Below are 16647 nucleotides of genomic sequence, written 5' to 3'. Positions count from 1 at the left end.
TTAAAGTTCCTTTCGATTGTATCAACAAACCATCCCCTTTGCAGGAGGAGTTGTGAACAAACCTTGAAAGTCTTTTATCGCCTATTAAAAAATCCGGAAACCGAAAGCCGGTCTCCGGATTATATGATTTACTGTTTGTTTTGCTTTTCCTTGAATTGCTGGAGGACTTGTTGTGCAATCTCTCCATATATCTTTCCGGTAGGATGATCTTCTGCATAGACAGATGGGGCAAAGTCTTCTTCGTTCCAGTCCGGCTGGCCGAGCGGGATCTGGCCGAGCAACGGTACTTGCAATTCTTCCGCAAGTTTTGGGCCGCCGCCTTTACCGAAGACGTATTCCTTTTTGCCGGATGCTTGGCTTTCAAACCAAGACATATTCTCGATCACACCGAGCACTTCGTGGTCTGTCTGCAATGCCATTGCTCCTGCGCGTGCAGCCACGAATGCCGCTGTTGGATGCGGTGTCGTGACGACGATTTCTTTAGAGGCCGGAAGCATCTGGTGGATATCGAGTGCGACATCACCTGTTCCTGGCGGCAAGTCCAATAGGAGATAGTCAAGATCGCCCCACTCCACGTCGCGGAAGAACTGATCCAGGACTTTCCCGAGCATCGGGCCGCGCCAGACGACAGGCATATTGTCTTCGACGAAGAAGCCCATGGAAATCACTTTGACGCCGAAGCGCTCCACCGGGATGATCGTATCGCCGCGCACGACCGGCGCTTTATCGATGCCCATCATGTCCGGCACGCTGAAGCCGTAGATGTCTGCATCCACAAGGCCGACTTTTTTCCCTGCACGCGCAAGCGCGATTGCCAAGTTCACGGAGACCGTCGACTTCCCGACGCCGCCTTTTCCGCTGGCGATGGAGATGAATTCGACTTTGTTTAATGGAGACAATAAATCCTGCGCTTCGGATTCATTTGCGGTTCCGCGGAACTGTGCCAACGCTTCCGGTGGGAGCTCTTCGAAACGGATGCCGACAGAATCAGCGCCGACTCCTTTGATGGCATCGACCACTTTCATCTGAAGTTGCATTTGTTCCGGTGTATTCGTCTTGGCAATCGCCAATTTCACACTGACGTATTTTTTCTCTTCCTTGATTTTTACCGCCACGATACCGTTCGTTTCGGCAAGCGTTCTATGTAAAAACGGATCTTCTAGAGCTCCGACTGCTTCTCGTACTTGTGCTTCACTCAACATTCCACTACACTCCTTATCACTTTTGCTACAGTTCAGTATAACATAGTGAAAGCGTTTTTAAATCCATTCCGGCTTTTCGCTGCGCGGCATCTTGCAATTGCTATTCGGTACGATTGAAGTCGAGCATATCTTGTGCGTCAAATGTAAAACCGGGGCCATATGCGACTTCCCAGTGGTAGCCGTCCGGGTCTTGGAAATAACCCGAATACCCTCCCCAAAAGACGTCGACCGGTTGTTTCACGATCACCGCCCCCGCTTTTCTCGCCAGGTTCATGACCTGGTCCACTTCATCGCGGGATTTGGCATTATAGGCCAAGGTAATGCCTGAGAAACCGCTTTTCACCGGTGGATGCTCTGCGTCGATGTCTTTTGCCAATTCCTCTAAAGGATATAACTCCAATTTCGTGCCTGAAGTATTGAAGAAAATGATGTCCGGTTTATCGCTCATTTCATCCGTCTGGAAGCCCAGTCCATCCCGGTAAAACTTCACAGACCTTTCCATATCCTGGACGCCTAGGCAGATCAAATTAATGCGGTTCATTCCATCCACTCCTTTTCGGTTTGCTATGGAATTCGCCAAAACACAAAAAGCACCTTCCGGAAAACCGGAAAGTGCTTTTGAAAGGTAAAATTAACGTTTTGAGAATTGTGGTGCGCGACGTGCCGCTTTAAGACCGTATTTTTTACGTTCTTTCATACGTGGGTCACGTGTTAGGAATCCGGCAGATTTAAGTGCTCCGCGGAATTCTGGGTCTACTGTAAGTAGAGCGCGTGCGATTCCGTGACGGATTGCGCCGGCTTGTCCAGTGAATCCGCCGCCTTTTACGTTAACCAATACATCGTAGCTACCAAGAGTTTCAGTAGTTACTAGTGGTTGTTTGATGATTTGCTCAAGCGTTTCGTATGGAACGTAGTCAGATACGTCACGGTTGTTGATTGTGATTGTACCGTCTCCTGGTACCAAACGTACGCGAGCTGTTGAGTTTTTACGGCGACCTGTACCGATATATTGAACTTGTGCCAAAGGTGTATCCTCCTCTTATTTACTGATTATTATCCGCGAAGCGTGTAAGCTTCCGGCTGTTGTGCTTGGTGGTTATGCTCTGGTCCAGCGTATACGTGAAGTTTCTTGAACATTTGACGGCCCAAAGAGTTCTTTGGAAGCATGCCTTTGATTGCTAGTTCAAGCATTTTTGTTGGGTATTTCGTGCGCATTTCAAGAGCTGTGCGCTGCTTAAGCCCGCCTGAATATTGCGTGTGGCGGTAGTAGATTTTGTCGGTAAGTTTCTTACCTGTCAAGTGGATTTTGTCAGCATTGATGATGATGACATGATCGCCAGTGTCGACGTTCGGTGTGAATGTTGGTTTGTATTTCCCGCGTAGGATTGAAGCGACTTCAGAAGCCAAACGTCCAAGAGTTTGCCCTTCTGCATCGACAACCAACCATTTACGCTCTACTTCGTGACCTTTAGCCATGAATGTTGTACGCATGTATATTGTCCTCCTAATGAATCGTCTCTTTTTTTAGAATTCAGTTCCAAGTGTTCCGTGTTGGTTCCGTTGTTCCGTGTTTTCGTTATCCCTTAACACAAATAACCTTCCGGGGCATATCGTGGGGGTAATGAAAATACCATACATCATCATATAACGGATTGCACTTTAAGTCAAGGGAATTCAGGAAAAACACCTGGAAAAGTTGCTTCATTTTCAATAATGCACTTTTTCCAAGTACAACCCGTGCGCTGCCGCTGTTTTCCCTGCAGCGTCGCGATCACAAGCAGCGATGATTTCAGCCAGTTCTTCCGGTTCCCTTCTATTCAACCCGACTTCCAGCAAGGTGCCTGCAATGATGCGGACCATGTTATAGAGAAAACCCGATCCTTCGATCACCATATGCAATTCTTCGCCATGCTCTTCGAAATCAATCCGCCAAATGCTCCTTACTTTATCGACCACATTGGTATTAGCTGCACAAAAGCTCGAAAAATCATGTGTGCCGATAAAGGCTTCAGCCGCTTTTTCCATGCGCCCCACATCGATTTTCTGCGGCACGTGGACGAGATGATTACGGTGGAATGGATTGATGAGTTTGCTGCGGCTCCATTTATACCGGTAAATCTTGCCCTTGGCATGATAGCGGGCATGAAAATCGGCATCCGCTTCTTCGATATCGTAGACCTGGATGTCTTGTGGCAAGCGGACATTGAGCGCACGCATCCAGGACTCTTTCGGCATGGAAAACGGCGTATCGAAATGGATCACCTGGCCGGTGGCATGCACACCCGAATCCGTCCGTCCGCTTGCCACCACTTCGACCGGTTCGCCTTTATGCAATTCTTTCAATGCGCGCAACAGCTCCAGTTGGACAGTGCGGGTCTTCAGCTGGATTTGATAGCCTGCAAATCCGCTGCCGTCATAGGCGATCGTCGCTTTCATTCGTTTCATGGGGTCTCTCCTTTTAAAGCTTTCATAATCTAGATTTCAGCCACTCGGCGTCTCGTTCGGTTAACTGCGGAAATACCAAAGCAGCCCGGCAAATCCTGCGAGCAGCAACAGGCTCAGCGTATCCATAAAGCGCCAGTTGAGCTGGCGGTAACGCGTGCGCCCTTCTCCCCCGCGGTACCCTCTCACTTCCATGGCGGTCGCTAAATCTTCCGCCCGCTTGAAGGCGCTGACAAATAATGGAATAAGTAGCGGCACGACCGCTTTGATGCGTTCTTTGATGGGGCCTGAGCCGATATCCGATCCACGTGCCATTTGCGCTTTCAGGATCTTCCCGGTTTCGTCCATCAAAGTCGGGATGAACCGCAGTGAAATGGACATCATCAATGCCAGCTCGTGGACCGGCAGTTTGAAGCGTTTGAATGGCCCGAGCAGCACCTCGATGCCATCCGTAATCGAAATCGGGGAAGTCGTCAAGGTCAGGATGCTCGTCATGAAGACTAGCACAAGGAAGCGGATCGAGATGAAGATCCCTTGCCGCAGCCCCTCTTCATAGACGTCTACAAAACCGATGCTAAACAGTAAGGCTCCGCCTTCTGTAAAGAATAAATGCAGGAAAAACGTAAACGCCATCAAGATAAAGACGGGTTTTAAGCCATTGATCAGGAAATACAGCCGGATTTTCGATAAAAACACCGATAATAAGGTGAATCCAAGCAAAATTGCGTAGGTAATGGCGTTATTCGCGATAAAAACGATCGCGATAAACAAGAAGACAAACAGGATCTTGGCTCTTGGGTCCAGCCTGTGGACGGGTGAATCTCCTGGAATAAAACGCCCGAAAATCATTTTTTCCATCATTTCGGCTCACGCCCTTCCTGGAGTGCTTGCGCAATGGATTGCGCAAGCGCTTCTTCGGTCAGCGCAAGTTCATCGAGCGTTAAGCCGGTTTTTTCTTCAAACTCCCGCTGCATGCGCACGGTGCGCGGCGGCTCCAGCCGGTAATCGCCGAGCTGTTCTTCATTGGCAAAGACTTCACGCACCTCTCCGGTCGCGACGCATTTTCCGCTGTGCATGATCGCCACTGTATCCGCATACCGCGCCGCATCTTCCATGCTATGTGTCACAAGTACAGTCGTTAAGCCCTTTTCTTGATGGAGCCGATAAAACAAGTCCATGATTTCCCGGCGTCCGCGCGGGTCGAGCCCGGCCGTAGGTTCATCCAGCACGAGTACATCCGGCTCCATCGCCAAGACTCCTGCAATGGCGACGCGGCGCATCTGTCCGCCGGATAAGTCAAACGGCGATTTCTCGAGCACGTTATCCGGAAGCCCGAGCTGATCGACCAAAGCAATGGCCCGTCTGCGTGCTTCTTCTTCCGGCACGCCGAAGTTCAGCGGGCCGAACATGATATCTTTCAGGACCGTTTCATCAAATAGCTGTTGTTCCGGAAACTGGAAGACGATGCCGACTTTTTTCCGCACATCGCGCAAGTTTTTCGCTTTCGTCCCTGCCTCGATTTTCCGTTCGCCGATCAGCACACTGCCTTCAGTCGGCTGCAATAAGGCATTCAAATGCTGGAGTACGGTCGATTTCCCCGAACCTGTATGCCCGATGATCGCTGTGTAAGAGCCGGACGGTATGTGCAGGGTCACGTCCGTTAATGCCCGTTTTTCAAAAGGGGTATCTTTGGCGTAGCTGTATCCTACTTGCTTGAGTAATATGTCCATAATTCCTCCACCAGCTCATGTTCTGTCATAGATTCACCGGTCATCGGCACACCGGCTTGTTTCAGTAAACCGGCCATCCGCATTGCAAACGGCAAGTCCAGCCCCATCTCCGTCAGCTCTTCACCAGCGGAAAACACCTCATCGGGCGTACCTTCCATTTGTTTCTGCCCGGCACTCATCACCAATACACGGTCAGCGAGCGCCGCTTCCTCGAGGTCATGGGTGATCGACAGCACAGTGAGGCCTGTTGCTTCACGCAACTCACGGATCGTCTCGATGACTTCCCGTCGCCCTTGCGGATCGAGCATCGAAGTCGCTTCATCCAAAATGAGCAGGCGCGGCCGCAAAGCAAGTGCCCCGGCAATCGCCACACGCTGCTTTTGCCCGCCGGACAGGTGATGCGGTTCGTGGTCAAGATAATCCGCCATCTTCACTTGCTGTAAGGATTCCCGGACACGAACGACCATTTCTTCGTGGGGAACGCCGTTGTTCTCTAAAGCGAACGCCACATCATCCTGCACCGTCGCCCCGACAAATTGATTGTCCGGATTCTGGAATACCATCCCCATCTGCGAACGGATGTCCCATAAGCTTTCTTCAGACATTGTCAATCCCATCGCTTTGACTGTTCCTTGCTGGGGGAATAATAAGCCGTTCATCAGCTTGGCGATTGTCGATTTGCCCGAACCGTTATGGCCGACCAGCGCCACCCATTCCCCTTCCCCGATCGAAAACGACAGATCCGAGACAGCCGGCTTGATCGATTCGTCTTCTGGTACGTATGTGAATGTCACTTGTTCAAATGACAAAATGCTTCCTTTCATATGTTGAAGCCTCCTCTAAACATTCTCTACTCTGCTCTTATGTGCTGTAAAACGGGAACGCTCTAGCCACGCTTAATTTGCACTGTTCATATCCCCCTCTGTGGAACATCAACACTGAAAATTAATGGATCAATAAATAAAAAAAGCGCGCACCTCATTCAGAGTATGCGCTTTTCTGTCTCTATGGCTCCTGCGGGTGCTTAAGCCGCCGGTTGAATGAGGTGCGTAGAGCTAGACGAGACGCCGCCCGAAGGCTCGCTCATCATAACACTCAGCTTTTCATATTGTCGTATAAATCATGATGCTAAAAGAAGAGGGCTATGAACCCTCTTCAACTGATTAAACCAATTCAATAATTACGATTGGTGCGCCATCTCCGCGACGAGGCCCCATTTTCATGATGCGTGTGTAGCCGCCTTGACGGTCAGCGTAACGTGGTGCAACATCATCAAACAATTTTTGCAAAGCAAAGATTGTGTTTTCGTTGCCTTCTTCGTCAGTCGAAGTCACGAGTTCACGGCGAATGTATGCTGCAGCTTTACGGCGTGCGTGGATATCTCCGCGCTTACCAAGCGTAATCATTTTTTCTACAGTTGAACGGACTTCTTTTGCACGCGCTTCAGTTGTCTGAATGCGTTCGTGGACGATTAGGTCAGTCGTAAGGTCACGCAAAAGCGCTTTACGTTGAGAACTTGTACGTTGAAGTTTTCTCATTGAAGTTTCCCTCCTTTGTTGAATAGTTCAGGAAGAGTCGGGCAATCAGTCTTCTTTACGAAGGCCAAGGCCTAGATCTTCCAACTTCACTTTCACTTCTTCAAGTGATTTGCGTCCGAGGTTGCGAACTTTCATCATGTCGTCTTCCGACTTGTTGGCCAATTCGTGGACGGTGTTAATGCCGGCACGTTTCAGGCAGTTATAAGAACGGACCGAAAGATCAAGCTCTTCGATAGTCATCTCAAGCACTTTCTCTTTTTGGTCTTCTTCTTTCTCAACCATGATTTCAGCTGTTTGGGCCTCATCCGTCAATCCTACGAAGATGTTCAGATGTTCAGTGAAAATTTTCGCGCCAAGCGCAATTGCCTCTTTAGGACCGATGCTTCCATCTGTCCAGACATCGAGGGTTAATTTATCGAAATGAGCGAGTTGGCCCACACGGGTATTTTCCACTTGGAAATTGACGCGTGAAACTGGCGTGTAAATAGAGTCAATCGGGATGACGCCGATCGGAAGATCTTCACGTTTGTTCTGATCTGCACGGGCATATCCACGGCCGCGGTTAGCATACATGCGCATGCGCAAGTGGCCGTTTTTCGCGATTGTTGCAATATATAGATCCGGATTCAGAATTTCCACGTCACTATCGTGAGTGATATCTGCAGCCGTAACCGTTCCGTCACCTTTTACGTCAATTTCAATGACTTTTTCTTCGTCAGAGTAAATTTTCAACGCAAGCTTCTTGATGTTCAAAATGATAGAGGCTACATCTTCTTCTACACCTTCGACAGTGGAGAATTCATGCAAGACGCCATCAATTTGGATCGAAGTAACAGCTGCGCCAGGTAAAGATGAAAGTAAGATTCGACGTAAGGAGTTACCTAAAGTGGTACCATATCCACGCTCAAGGGGTTCGACAACGAATTTGCCGTATTTGGCGTTGCTGTCGATCTCAACCGTTTCAATTTTTGGTTTTTCTATTTCGAGCATTCAGTTTACCCTCCTTCAAAACGTCGGTATTTTCGTTGCATAAGAATTCGATAGTCACAGACTTTCGCTACGATTCAGAACACATTGAGTAAGTCGTGATGTTCAAAAATCCTATTCAGACCAACGATTATACGCGACGGCGTTTTGGCGGGCGGCAGCCGTTGTGAGGAACTGGAGTTACGTCTCTGATTGCAGTAACTTCCAATCCAGCAGCTTGAAGCGCACGGATAGCGGCTTCGCGACCTGAACCAGGACCTTTAACAGTTACTTCCAAAGTTTTCAAACCATGTTCCATGGAAGCTTTTGCAGCAGTTTCAGCAGCCATTTGGGCAGCGAATGGAGTGGATTTACGTGAACCACGGAATCCTAGAGCACCAGCCGAAGACCATGATACTGCGTTACCTTGTGTATCAGTGATCGTAACAATTGTGTTATTGAATGTTGAGCGGATGTGAGCAATACCGGATTCGATATTCTTTTTCACACGACGCTTACGAGTTTGTTGTTTGCGTGCCATGTTAAGAAACAACCTCCTTTACTGATTATTTTTTCTTGTTAGCTACAGTTTTACGAGGACCTTTACGCGTACGCGCGTTGTTCTTCGTGTTTTGACCACGGACCGGAAGACCGCGACGGTGGCGGATACCACGGACGCTAGCGATTTCCATCAAACGTTTGATGTTCATGGAAACTTCACGGCGAAGGTCACCTTCGATTTTGTATTGGTCTAGTTGTTCACGGATATTGTTCAATTCGTCTTCTGTAAGGTCGCGGACGCGAGTCTCTTCAGAAACGCCAGCATCAGAAAGGACTTTCTGAGCAGTCGTTTTCCCAACACCGTAGATATAAGTCAATGAAATTACAACGCGTTTATCGCGCGGAATGTCAACACCAGAAATACGTGCCATGTGTGCGATGCACCTCCTTCTTTATTAACCTTGTCTTTGTTTGTGTTTCGGATTTTCACAGATTACCATTACTTTACCGTTTCTGCGAATAACTTTACATTTTTCGCAGATCGGTTTAACAGATGGTCTCACTTTCATCTAACCCAACCTCCTTAGTAGTCCGGAGTGCAAAAGATTATTTAAAACGGTATGTGATGCGACCGCGTGTTAAATCATAAGGAGAAAGTTCCACTGTCACTTTATCTCCTGGCAGAATGCGGATGAAATGCATGCGAATCTTGCCTGATACGTGCGCAAGAATCGTATGGCCGTTTTCAAGCTCCACTTTAAACATCGCGTTAGGCAAAGTCTCAACGACTGTTCCTTCGATTTCAATTACATCGTCTTTCGCCATCGACCCAGTCTCCCTTCTGTATACAAATCAGGTACTCATCTTCAAACAGTATTTGCTGATTGAATGATTCTTATCCATTCACAAGGAATGCATGAGTGACATTTGAAAGACCTTCTCCGGGTTCCTCGCCCCACTTCTGACAGCGGAGTTCGGGGGTTCCGGTTACCAGTCTGACCCACGTATCCTCGACTGCCCGGACTGCCTTGGATGAGTTCCAAACCCGTTACACAGATGCTTCCACGAAACCCATTATACTACCTCCGGTGCGGAATTGCACGGAGCAACGAGCCTCACCGGTTTCATATAATCAGGCCTTGTTTGCTTTTGCAGCTCACGAAAATTCATATCTCCGGTGCTCCTTAAAGCCACATGGAGGCAACTAACTGCGCCCGGCGCCGGGGACTTAGCCTCGGTCGCCCTTTAGAAGAGCATCAATGTCAGCAAATACTTTATCAATGTCCTGCTGTCCATCTATATTGGTCAGCACGTCTTTCTCTTCATAGAAGTCGAGAAGCGGCTGAGTTTGTTGCATGTTAACTTCTAAACGCTTCGTGACGGTTTCAGGCTTGTCGTCTTCGCGTTGGTAGAGCTCTCCGCCATCTTTATCGCACACACCTGCTGTTGCAGGAGGATTGAAGACAGTATGGTAAGCAGTTCCACAAACTTTGCAAATCCAACGGCCTGTTAAACGTGCAATCAATTCGTCTTGTTCAACTTGGATGTTTACGACATGCTCGATTCGTTTGCCAAGATCAGCCAGAAGAGATTCCAGCGCCTCAGCTTGAGGGACTGTGCGTGGAAAGCCATCCAACAGGAAGCCTTTCTCACAATCCGCTTGGCTGAGTCGCTCTCGGACGATACCGATCGTCACTTCGTCAGGCACCAAGGCACCTTGATCCATGAACGACTTTGCTTCCAGGCCTAGCGCCGTACCGCCTTTGATGGCCGCACGGAACATATCGCCTGTCGAAATATGAGGGATGTCGTACTTCTTGACAATTTCGTCTGCTTGCGTGCCTTTGCCGGCACCTGGTAGACCCATCAACACAATGTTCATACGTTTTGCCCCCTCAGACAAGTGGATAAGGAACGTTTGCACGTTCCCCTCCATTGATTATTTCATAAAGCCTTTGTAATGACGTTTCACAAGCTGCGATTCCAATTGCTTCATCGTCTCGAGGGCTACCCCGACGACAATCAGCAAACTGGTGCCGCCAATCTGTGCAGATTGAGGCAGGTTTGCGACGTTGATGAAGAAAATTGGCAGAACCGAGATAACTGAGAGGAAGATCGCTCCTACAAAAGTTAGGCGGTAAAGCACACTTGTTAAATAATCTTGCGTATTTTTACCCGGACGGATTCCCGGAATGTATGCACCTTGCTTTTTCAAGTTGTCCGCCACGTTTTCAGGATTGACCTGAATGAATGCATAGAAATACGTGAATGCGATGATCAAGGCGACATAGATGATCATGCCGACAGGACGCGTGTAATCAAACGTATTCTGGATTGCCTCCGTAAACGCGTTGGCACCAAAGAAAGAAGCGATGGTTTGCGGCGTGATGATGAACGCCACTGCAAAGATTACCGGGATAACTCCGGCCGCGTTTACTTTCAAAGGTAAATGCGTTTGCTGCCCATTCGAGCTCTGGCCACGGCCAGCGACACGCTTGGCATACTGGATCGGGATTTTACGCAACGCTTGTTGGACGTAAATGACCAATACAGTAATTGCAACAACTGCGAGTGCGAGCAATGCCATGATGACAATGTTGATCGGAAGCTGGTCGCCAGCCCCTTGGATCTGCTGCGCATAAAGTTGGTTGATTGCTCCTGGTACTGCAGCGACAATCCCTGCGAAGATGATAATCGAAATACCGTTCCCCACGCCTTTTGCCGTGATCTGCTCACCAAGCCACAATAGAAATGCTGTTCCTGCTGTCAGTACGATAGCGATTACCACATACGTCGCAATCGAATCGTCTTGGATCAATGTACCACCGTACATTTGGTTGAATCCATAAGACATGCCGATCGCCTGAATGAAGGCAAGAACGATTGTAAAGTAACGAGTGAATTGCGCAAGTTTCCGTCTTCCGACTTCGCCTTGTTTCGCCCACTCAGCAAATTTCGGCACAACATCCATCTGCAGAAGCTGCACGATGATCGATGCCGTAATGTAAGGCATGATCCCCATCGCCAAAATCGAGAAGTTGGCTAGGGCGCCTCCGCCGAAAGTATTCAAGAAACCGATCAGACCCATCTGATCAGTAGCTTGGAGTACTGACGCATCAACGTTCGGCACCGGAACGAATGTCCCGATACGGAAGATGATGAGCATTGCTAAAGTAAAGAAAATTTTATTTCGAATATCAGATACGCGCATAAGATTAGAGATTGTCTGAAACATTAAAGCACCTCGGTTTGACCGCCGGCAGCTTCAATCGCTTCTTTAGCTGATGCAGAGAATTTGTGGGCTTGTACAGACAATTTCTTGTCCAAGCTTCCGTTACCAAGGATCTTGATACCAGAACGCTCTTTGCTCACAACACCTGTTTCGATCAACAATGCAGGTGTAATTTCTGTGCCTTCTTCGAAACGGTTCAACACGTCAAGATTTACGACAGTGTAGTCTTTACGGTTGATGTTCGTGAATCCACGCTTCGGCAAACGACGGAACAATGGGTTTTGACCACCCTCGAATCCTGGACGGACACCGCCGCCTGAACGGGCTTTTTGACCTTTATGACCTTTACCGGCAGTTTTACCAGTACCTGAACCGATTCCGCGTCCGATACGCTTGCGTGAGCTGCGTGAACCTTCTGCTGGTTTTAATTCGTGAAGTTTCATGTGGTTGGCACCTCCTTCTATAGAAATCAGGGATTAAACTTCTTTGATAGTGACTAAGTGAGCGACTTTATCAAGCATTCCGCGAACTGCGGCATTGTCTTGGTGCTCAACTGTTTGATGCATTTTACGCAGGCCTAGTGACTGGACTGTTTTGCGCTGTGCCGGCTTTGAACCGATCACAGACTTAGTGAGGGTAATTTCTAGTTTAGTAGCCATGTAATTTCCCTCCCTTATTGGAATAACTCTTCTGTAGTTTTACCGCGAAGTTTTGCAACTTCATCAGCGCTCTTCAGTTGAGTCAAACCGTTGATAGTAGCACGGACCATGTTGATCGGTGTGTTGGAACCAAGAGATTTAGACAAGATGTCTTGTACTCCTGCAAGCTCCAATACCGCACGTACAGGACCACCAGCGATAACACCAGTACCTGGTGAAGCAGGTTTGATAAGAATCGAGCCGGCACCGAAGCGCCCGGTCACTAGATGTGGAGTAGTACCTTTAACCATAGGTACTTCGATCAAGTTCTTCTTCGCATCTTCAATAGCTTTACGGATTGCTTCTGGAACTTCTTGTGCTTTCCCAGTCCCAAAACCGACTTTACCATTTTTGTCGCCTACAACAACCAATGCGGAGAAACGGAAACGACGTCCACCTTTTACAACTTTCGCTACGCGGTTAATCGTAACTACGCGTTCTTCAAGTTCAAGTTTGTTTGGATCAATACGACGCATTATATGTGTCCCTCCTTCTTTTAAAATTCTAAGCCGTTTTCACGTGCAGCTTCAGCCAAAGCTTGTACACGTCCATGATATAGATAACCACCGCGGTCAAAAACAACTGATTTCAAGCCGTTTTCCACTGCGCGTTTTGCAATCGTTTCACCGACTTTAGCAGCCGCTTCGACATTGCCTTTTGATTCAAGAGAAAAATCTTTGTCTGCAGATGATGCGCTAGCAAGCGTTACGCCGTTTACATCGTCGATCAATTGAGCGTAGATGTATTTGTTTGAGCGGAAAATGTTCAAACGCGGACGTTCAGCTGTTCCCGTGATTTTAGAACGTACGCGGGCGTGACGTTTCTTACGGGATGCATTTTTATCGAGTTTCGTAATCACTGAGGTCACTCCTTTCAGCCTGCCTAAGCAGCATTATTTACCTGTTTTACCTTCTTTGCGGCGAACTTTCTCGTCTTCGTAACGGATCCCTTTGCCTTTATACGGCTCTGGCGGGCGAGTAGCACGGATGTTTGAAGCAAGTGCTCCGACCAACTCTTTGTTGATTCCTTTAACGACGACTTTCGTGTTGCCTTGTACTTCGATTTCGATTCCTTCTTCCGGAGTGAATTCCACCGGATGAGAGTATCCAACGTTCAAGACCAATTTCTTGCCTTGTAGCTGGGCACGGTAACCTACACCGACTAGTTCAAGTGAGCGGGAGAAGCCTTCAGATACTCCGATAACCATGTTCGCGAGCAATGCACGGGTTGTACCGTGGTTTGTGCGGTGGTCTTTGGAATCTGATGGGCGTGACAATGTCAATACATTGTCTTCCTGCGTGATCGTGATATCTGGGTTAAATGAGCGAGTGAGCTCGCCTTTCGGTCCTTTTACAGTTACGTTATTGCCTTCTCCGACAGTAACGGTAACGTTAGCAGGAACCTCGATTGGTTTTTTACCTACACGTGACATTCTGTTGCACCTCCATTCGTTTGTTGCTTCTTACCAAACGTAAGCTATGATTTCGCCGCCGATTTTTTTCGCGCGGGCTTCTTTGTCAGTTACCAAACCTTGTGATGTCGATACTAGAGCGATTCCAAGACCGTTCAGTACGCGAGGCACCTCATCAGTTTTAGCGTATACGCGTAGTCCTGGTTTTGAAATGCGTTTCAAGCCAGTGATGACGCGCTCGTTGTTGGCACCGTATTTAAGGAAAATGCGGATCATGCCTTGTTTATCATCTTCAACATATTCTACGTCACGTACGAAACCTTCGCGCTTCAGGATTTCAGCGATGTCTTTTTTCACGTTGGAAGCCGGAAGCTCCAATTTCTCGTGACGAACCATGTTTGCGTTACGAATGCGTGTCAGCATATCTGCAATCGGATCTGTCATTGTCATTACATTTACCTCCTTCCCAATTTAGGGGATTACCAGCTGGCTTTTTTGACGCCAGGAATTTGTCCCTTGTAAGCAAGTTCACGGAAACAAATACGGCAAAGTTTGAATTTGCGCAGGACTGAATGCGGACGTCCGCATCGTTCACAGCGTGTGTACTCTTGTACTTTATACTTTGGCGTGCGTTTTTGTTTAGCAATCATTGATTTTTTAGCCACGTTTACGCCTCCCTCATCTTTACTTTTGGAACGGCATACCGAATTGTGTCAATAACTCACGAGCTTCTTCATCAGAGTTCGCAGTTGTCACAATTACGATATCCATACCGCGTACTTTAGAAACTTTATCATAATCGATTTCAGGGAAGATCAATTGTTCTTTCACACCAAGTGTGTAGTTGCCGCGTCCGTCGAAAGATTTTTTCGATACACCGCGGAAGTCACGTACACGTGGTAGTGAGATCGCAATCAATTTGTCCAGGAAGTCATACATACGCTCACCGCGTAGTGTAACTTTACATCCGATTGGCATGCCTTCACGAAGGCGGAAGCCAGCGATAGATTTCTTAGCTTTTGTGATGACCGGCTTTTGACCAGTGATCATCTGCAATTCTTCAACAGCAGAATCAAGTGATTTTGTGTTTTGGACAGCTTCGCCGACACCCATGTTGATGACAATCTTGTCAACTTTCGGTGCCTGCATTACTGAGGAATATTCAAACTTGCTCACTAGAGCAGGTGTGATTTCGTTCACATATTTTTCTTGTAGGCGGTTCATGTTTGTACCTCCCCTCATTCAGGAATTTTATTTATCTAATTTTTCACCGGATTTTTTTGCAACACGAACTTTTTTGCCGTCTTCCATTTTATATCCTACGCGAGTCGGCTCGCCGGATTTAGGGTCAACTACCATCACGTTTGATACGTGGATCGCAGCTTCTTGGCTGACAATTCCGCCTTGCGGGCTTGCCTGGTTCGGTTTTGTATGCTTTTTGACGATGTTAACACCTTCAACGAGCACACGGTCTTTCTTAGGTAGAGCAGTCAAAACAACTCCTGTTTTGCCTTTGTCTTTCCCAGAGATGACCTTAACTGTATCGCCTTTTTTTACATGCATTCTGTCGCACCTCCTTGGTATCGCACGTTGGATGTTTTATAGAACTTCAGGAGCAAGTGAAACGATCTTCATGAAGTTGTTGTCACGAAGTTCACGTGCAACTGGTCCGAAGATACGTGTTCCGCGTGGACCTTTATCGTCGCGGATGATCACACATGCATTTTCATCAAATTTGATGTAAGTACCGTCTTTACGGCGAGCTCCGCTTTTCGTGCGAACGATGACAGCCTTAACGACTTCACCTTTCTTAACAACGCCACCTGGTGTTGCTTTTTTCACGGTACAAACGATTACGTCACCGATGTTTGCTGTCTTGCGACCAGAACCACCAAGCACTTTAATCGTAAGTACTTCACGAGCACCCGAGTTGTCTGCAACTTTTAAACGACTTTCCTGTTGGATCACTTAGGTAACCTCCCTCCGGAACTTTTAGGATTCCGAACTTATTTAAATTAGATGATGACAGCTTTTTCGACGACTTCCACTAAACGGAAACGTTTCGTAGCTGATAGTGGACGAGTTTCCATGATGCGAACGATGTCGCCCATTTTCGCTTCGTTGTTCTCATCATGAGTCTTGAATTTCTTAGAGTATTTTACACGTTTGCCATAAAGCGCGTGCTTCTTTTGAGTTTCAACCATTACTGTGATGGTTTTATCCATTTTGTCAGACACGACGCGGCCTGTGTATACTTTGCGTTGGTTACGCTCAGACATACTTGCAACCTCCTCTCGAATTATCAGTTGTTGCCACTGAGTTCTCTTTCATGAATCACAGTTTTCATACGGGCAATCGCTTTACGTACTTCGCGGATGCGAGCCGTGTTTTCTAATTGACCAGTAGCCAATTGGAAGCGAAGGTTGAAAAGCTCTTCTTTCAGTGATTTCACTTTTTGTTCGATTTCAGCAGTGGTTAGGTCACGGATTTCTTTAGCTTTCATTCGATTCACCACCAATTTCTTCGCGTTTTACGAATTTCGTTTTCACTGGCAGTTTGTGAGAGGCAAGACGCAATGCTTCGCGTGCAACTTCTTCAGATACTCCAGCGATTTCGAACATAATTTTACCGGTTTTTACAACCGCTACCCAGCCTTCAGGTGAACCTTTACCGGAACCCATCCGTACTTCAAGAGGCTTTTTCGTGTATGGCTTGTGAGGGAAAATCTTGATCCAGACTTTACCGCCACGTTTCATGTAACGTGTCATAGCGATACGGGCAGATTCGATTTGGCGGTTAGTGATCCATGAAGACTCAAGAGCCTGCAGGCCATATTCGCCGAATGCGACTTCTTTGCCGCCTTTCGCTTCTCCGCGCATCTTGCCACGGTGTTCACGACGATATTTTACGCGTTTTGGCAATAACAT

At 47.7% G+C, this 16647-nt stretch carries 29 protein-coding genes; all 29 read right to left on the bottom strand.

Annotated elements, in window-relative coordinates:
- Positions 1-128: 128 nt before the first annotated feature.
- A complete protein-coding gene (locus tag BBI15_RS00830; RefSeq protein WP_068871394.1) occupies positions 129-1202 on the bottom strand; it encodes an Mrp/NBP35 family ATP-binding protein in 1074 nt (357 codons plus the stop codon).
- Between the two features lie 100 nt (positions 1203-1302).
- On the bottom strand, positions 1303-1743 hold the full coding sequence (locus BBI15_RS00825) for a VOC family protein (protein ID WP_068871392.1): 441 nt from the start codon (positions 1741-1743) through the stop codon (positions 1303-1305).
- A gap of 90 nt (positions 1744-1833) precedes the next feature.
- On the bottom strand, positions 1834-2226 hold the full coding sequence (gene rpsI / locus BBI15_RS00820; protein ID WP_058382135.1) for a 30S ribosomal protein S9: 393 nt from the start codon (positions 2224-2226) through the stop codon (positions 1834-1836).
- Positions 2227-2255: 29 nt separating this feature from the next.
- On the bottom strand, positions 2256-2693 hold the full coding sequence (gene rplM, locus BBI15_RS00815) for a 50S ribosomal protein L13 (protein ID WP_068871390.1): 438 nt from the start codon (positions 2691-2693) through the stop codon (positions 2256-2258).
- Positions 2694-2909: 216 nt separating this feature from the next.
- Positions 2910-3647 carry a tRNA pseudouridine(38-40) synthase TruA gene (gene truA / locus BBI15_RS00810; RefSeq protein WP_068871388.1) on the bottom strand — a complete coding sequence of 246 codons (738 nt, stop codon included), beginning with the start codon at positions 3645-3647 and terminating at the stop codon, positions 2910-2912.
- 60 nt (positions 3648-3707) lie between these two features.
- Positions 3708-4505 (bottom strand): energy-coupling factor transporter transmembrane component T family protein, encoded by a 798-nt coding sequence (locus tag BBI15_RS00805; RefSeq protein ID WP_068871386.1) that lies wholly within the window; start codon positions 4503-4505, stop codon positions 3708-3710.
- Entirely contained in the window at positions 4502-5374 is an 873-nt protein-coding gene (locus BBI15_RS00800; RefSeq protein ID WP_068871384.1) for an energy-coupling factor ABC transporter ATP-binding protein, read from the bottom strand. Before BBI15_RS00800 ends, BBI15_RS00805 begins: the two co-directional genes overlap by 4 nt.
- A complete protein-coding gene (locus tag BBI15_RS00795) occupies positions 5350-6198 on the bottom strand; it encodes an energy-coupling factor ABC transporter ATP-binding protein (protein WP_068871382.1) in 849 nt (282 codons plus the stop codon). Before BBI15_RS00795 ends, BBI15_RS00800 begins: the two co-directional genes overlap by 25 nt.
- Before the next feature lie 339 nt (positions 6199-6537).
- The gene (rplQ, locus tag BBI15_RS00790) at positions 6538-6912 is read right to left on the bottom strand and encodes a 50S ribosomal protein L17 (RefSeq protein ID WP_058382141.1); all 375 of its coding nucleotides are present in this window, start codon (positions 6910-6912) and stop codon (positions 6538-6540) included.
- Positions 6913-6957: 45 nt separating this feature from the next.
- Positions 6958-7902 carry a DNA-directed RNA polymerase subunit alpha gene (locus BBI15_RS00785; RefSeq protein WP_068871381.1) on the bottom strand — a complete coding sequence of 315 codons (945 nt, stop codon included), beginning with the start codon at positions 7900-7902 and terminating at the stop codon, positions 6958-6960.
- 127 nt (positions 7903-8029) lie between these two features.
- Positions 8030-8419: a 30S ribosomal protein S11 gene (gene rpsK / locus BBI15_RS00780; RefSeq protein WP_068871379.1), complete on the bottom strand. Its 390-nt coding sequence runs from the start codon at positions 8417-8419 to the stop codon at positions 8030-8032.
- 25 nt (positions 8420-8444) lie between these two features.
- Positions 8445-8810, bottom strand: coding sequence for a 30S ribosomal protein S13 (gene rpsM / locus BBI15_RS00775; protein ID WP_068871377.1), 366 nt, complete (start codon positions 8808-8810; stop codon positions 8445-8447).
- A 24-nt stretch (positions 8811-8834) separates the two neighbouring features.
- Positions 8835-8948, bottom strand: a complete 114-nt coding sequence (gene rpmJ / locus BBI15_RS16220) for a 50S ribosomal protein L36 (protein ID WP_006828951.1) — start codon at positions 8946-8948, stop codon at positions 8835-8837.
- A 37-nt stretch (positions 8949-8985) separates the two neighbouring features.
- On the bottom strand, positions 8986-9204 hold the full coding sequence (gene infA, locus BBI15_RS00770; RefSeq protein ID WP_006828950.1) for a translation initiation factor IF-1: 219 nt from the start codon (positions 9202-9204) through the stop codon (positions 8986-8988).
- 403 nt (positions 9205-9607) lie between these two features.
- Positions 9608-10261 (bottom strand): adenylate kinase, encoded by a 654-nt coding sequence (locus tag BBI15_RS00765; RefSeq protein WP_068871375.1) that lies wholly within the window; start codon positions 10259-10261, stop codon positions 9608-9610.
- 57 nt (positions 10262-10318) lie between these two features.
- A complete protein-coding gene (gene secY / locus BBI15_RS00760; protein WP_068871373.1) occupies positions 10319-11614 on the bottom strand; it encodes a preprotein translocase subunit SecY in 1296 nt (431 codons plus the stop codon).
- Entirely contained in the window at positions 11614-12054 is a 441-nt protein-coding gene (gene rplO / locus BBI15_RS00755) for a 50S ribosomal protein L15 (protein ID WP_058382147.1), read from the bottom strand. The genes secY and rplO overlap by 1 nt, the downstream gene beginning before the upstream one ends.
- A gap of 33 nt (positions 12055-12087) precedes the next feature.
- Entirely contained in the window at positions 12088-12270 is a 183-nt protein-coding gene (gene rpmD / locus BBI15_RS00750) for a 50S ribosomal protein L30 (RefSeq protein ID WP_038701926.1), read from the bottom strand.
- Between the two features lie 14 nt (positions 12271-12284).
- Positions 12285-12785: a 30S ribosomal protein S5 gene (gene rpsE / locus BBI15_RS00745; protein WP_058382149.1), complete on the bottom strand. Its 501-nt coding sequence runs from the start codon at positions 12783-12785 to the stop codon at positions 12285-12287.
- A gap of 20 nt (positions 12786-12805) precedes the next feature.
- Positions 12806-13168 (bottom strand): 50S ribosomal protein L18, encoded by a 363-nt coding sequence (gene rplR, locus BBI15_RS00740; RefSeq protein ID WP_068871372.1) that lies wholly within the window; start codon positions 13166-13168, stop codon positions 12806-12808.
- Between the two features lie 33 nt (positions 13169-13201).
- The gene (rplF, locus tag BBI15_RS00735; protein ID WP_068871370.1) at positions 13202-13741 is read right to left on the bottom strand and encodes a 50S ribosomal protein L6; all 540 of its coding nucleotides are present in this window, start codon (positions 13739-13741) and stop codon (positions 13202-13204) included.
- 30 nt (positions 13742-13771) lie between these two features.
- Positions 13772-14170 carry a 30S ribosomal protein S8 gene (gene rpsH / locus BBI15_RS00730; protein WP_068459709.1) on the bottom strand — a complete coding sequence of 133 codons (399 nt, stop codon included), beginning with the start codon at positions 14168-14170 and terminating at the stop codon, positions 13772-13774.
- Between the two features lie 29 nt (positions 14171-14199).
- Positions 14200-14385 carry a 30S ribosomal protein S14 gene (gene rpsN, locus BBI15_RS16215; RefSeq protein ID WP_084632683.1) on the bottom strand — a complete coding sequence of 62 codons (186 nt, stop codon included), beginning with the start codon at positions 14383-14385 and terminating at the stop codon, positions 14200-14202.
- Between the two features lie 19 nt (positions 14386-14404).
- Positions 14405-14944, bottom strand: a complete 540-nt coding sequence (gene rplE, locus BBI15_RS00725; RefSeq protein ID WP_068871368.1) for a 50S ribosomal protein L5 — start codon at positions 14942-14944, stop codon at positions 14405-14407.
- A gap of 27 nt (positions 14945-14971) precedes the next feature.
- The gene (gene rplX, locus BBI15_RS00720; protein WP_058382154.1) at positions 14972-15283 is read right to left on the bottom strand and encodes a 50S ribosomal protein L24; all 312 of its coding nucleotides are present in this window, start codon (positions 15281-15283) and stop codon (positions 14972-14974) included.
- A 36-nt stretch (positions 15284-15319) separates the two neighbouring features.
- Positions 15320-15688, bottom strand: a complete 369-nt coding sequence (gene rplN, locus BBI15_RS00715) for a 50S ribosomal protein L14 (RefSeq protein WP_033542790.1) — start codon at positions 15686-15688, stop codon at positions 15320-15322.
- A gap of 47 nt (positions 15689-15735) precedes the next feature.
- On the bottom strand, positions 15736-15999 hold the full coding sequence (rpsQ, locus tag BBI15_RS00710; RefSeq protein ID WP_058382155.1) for a 30S ribosomal protein S17: 264 nt from the start codon (positions 15997-15999) through the stop codon (positions 15736-15738).
- A 23-nt stretch (positions 16000-16022) separates the two neighbouring features.
- Positions 16023-16223: a 50S ribosomal protein L29 gene (gene rpmC, locus BBI15_RS00705; protein WP_068871366.1), complete on the bottom strand. Its 201-nt coding sequence runs from the start codon at positions 16221-16223 to the stop codon at positions 16023-16025.
- Positions 16213-16647 (bottom strand): 50S ribosomal protein L16, encoded by a 435-nt coding sequence (gene rplP / locus BBI15_RS00700; RefSeq protein ID WP_058382157.1) that lies wholly within the window; start codon positions 16645-16647, stop codon positions 16213-16215. Before rplP ends, rpmC begins: the two co-directional genes overlap by 11 nt.

The organism is Planococcus plakortidis, assembly GCF_001687605.2.
GTDB classification, from domain to species: domain Bacteria; phylum Bacillota; class Bacilli; order Bacillales_A; family Planococcaceae; genus Planococcus; species Planococcus plakortidis.
Note: the sequence above shows the minus strand (reverse complement) of the source record. Positions and strands in the feature narration are given on the sequence as shown.

What these genes read in the sequence shown, in the direction of transcription:
- rplO (WP_058382147.1), bottom strand. Translation starts at nt 12,054, where the DNA reads ATGAAACTTCACGAATTAAAACCAGCAGAAGGTTCACGCAGCTCACGC.
- BBI15_RS00830 (WP_068871394.1), bottom strand. Translation starts at nt 1,202, where the DNA reads ATGTTGAGTGAAGCACAAGTACGAGAAGCAGTCGGAGCTCTAGAAGAT.
- rpmJ (WP_006828951.1), bottom strand. Translation starts at nt 8,948, where the DNA reads ATGAAAGTGAGACCATCTGTTAAACCGATCTGCGAAAAATGTAAAGTT.
- rplE (WP_068871368.1), bottom strand. Translation starts at nt 14,944, where the DNA reads ATGAACCGCCTACAAGAAAAATATGTGAACGAAATCACACCTGCTCTA.
- BBI15_RS00805 (WP_068871386.1), bottom strand. Translation starts at nt 4,505, where the DNA reads ATGATGGAAAAAATGATTTTCGGGCGTTTTATTCCAGGAGATTCACCC.
- rplF (WP_068871370.1), bottom strand. Translation starts at nt 13,741, where the DNA reads ATGTCACGTGTAGGTAAAAAACCAATCGAGGTTCCTGCTAACGTTACC.
- rpsK (WP_068871379.1), bottom strand. Translation starts at nt 8,419, where the DNA reads ATGGCACGCAAACAACAAACTCGTAAGCGTCGTGTGAAAAAGAATATC.
- rplX (WP_058382154.1), bottom strand. Translation starts at nt 15,283, where the DNA reads ATGCATGTAAAAAAAGGCGATACAGTTAAGGTCATCTCTGGGAAAGAC.
- secY (WP_068871373.1), bottom strand. Translation starts at nt 11,614, where the DNA reads ATGTTTCAGACAATCTCTAATCTTATGCGCGTATCTGATATTCGAAAT.
- BBI15_RS00825 (WP_068871392.1), bottom strand. Translation starts at nt 1,743, where the DNA reads ATGAACCGCATTAATTTGATCTGCCTAGGCGTCCAGGATATGGAAAGG.
- BBI15_RS00785 (WP_068871381.1), bottom strand. Translation starts at nt 7,902, where the DNA reads ATGCTCGAAATAGAAAAACCAAAAATTGAAACGGTTGAGATCGACAGC.
- rpsM (WP_068871377.1), bottom strand. Translation starts at nt 8,810, where the DNA reads ATGGCACGTATTTCTGGTGTTGACATTCCGCGCGATAAACGCGTTGTA.
- BBI15_RS00800 (WP_068871384.1), bottom strand. Translation starts at nt 5,374, where the DNA reads ATGGACATATTACTCAAGCAAGTAGGATACAGCTACGCCAAAGATACC.
- rpsQ (WP_058382155.1), bottom strand. Translation starts at nt 15,999, where the DNA reads ATGTCTGAGCGTAACCAACGCAAAGTATACACAGGCCGCGTCGTGTCT.
- infA (WP_006828950.1), bottom strand. Translation starts at nt 9,204, where the DNA reads ATGGCGAAAGACGATGTAATTGAAATCGAAGGAACAGTCGTTGAGACT.
- BBI15_RS00795 (WP_068871382.1), bottom strand. Translation starts at nt 6,198, where the DNA reads ATGAAAGGAAGCATTTTGTCATTTGAACAAGTGACATTCACATACGTA.
- rpsE (WP_058382149.1), bottom strand. Translation starts at nt 12,785, where the DNA reads ATGCGTCGTATTGATCCAAACAAACTTGAACTTGAAGAACGCGTAGTT.
- BBI15_RS00765 (WP_068871375.1), bottom strand. Translation starts at nt 10,261, where the DNA reads ATGAACATTGTGTTGATGGGTCTACCAGGTGCCGGCAAAGGCACGCAA.
- rplM (WP_068871390.1), bottom strand. Translation starts at nt 2,693, where the DNA reads ATGCGTACAACATTCATGGCTAAAGGTCACGAAGTAGAGCGTAAATGG.
- truA (WP_068871388.1), bottom strand. Translation starts at nt 3,647, where the DNA reads ATGAAACGAATGAAAGCGACGATCGCCTATGACGGCAGCGGATTTGCA.
- rpmC (WP_068871366.1), bottom strand. Translation starts at nt 16,223, where the DNA reads ATGAAAGCTAAAGAAATCCGTGACCTAACCACTGCTGAAATCGAACAA.
- rpsH (WP_068459709.1), bottom strand. Translation starts at nt 14,170, where the DNA reads ATGACAATGACAGATCCGATTGCAGATATGCTGACACGCATTCGTAAC.
- rplP (WP_058382157.1), bottom strand. Translation starts at nt 16,647, where the DNA reads ATGTTATTGCCAAAACGCGTAAAATATCGTCGTGAACACCGTGGCAAG.
- rpmD (WP_038701926.1), bottom strand. Translation starts at nt 12,270, where the DNA reads ATGGCTACTAAACTAGAAATTACCCTCACTAAGTCTGTGATCGGTTCA.
- rplQ (WP_058382141.1), bottom strand. Translation starts at nt 6,912, where the DNA reads ATGAGAAAACTTCAACGTACAAGTTCTCAACGTAAAGCGCTTTTGCGT.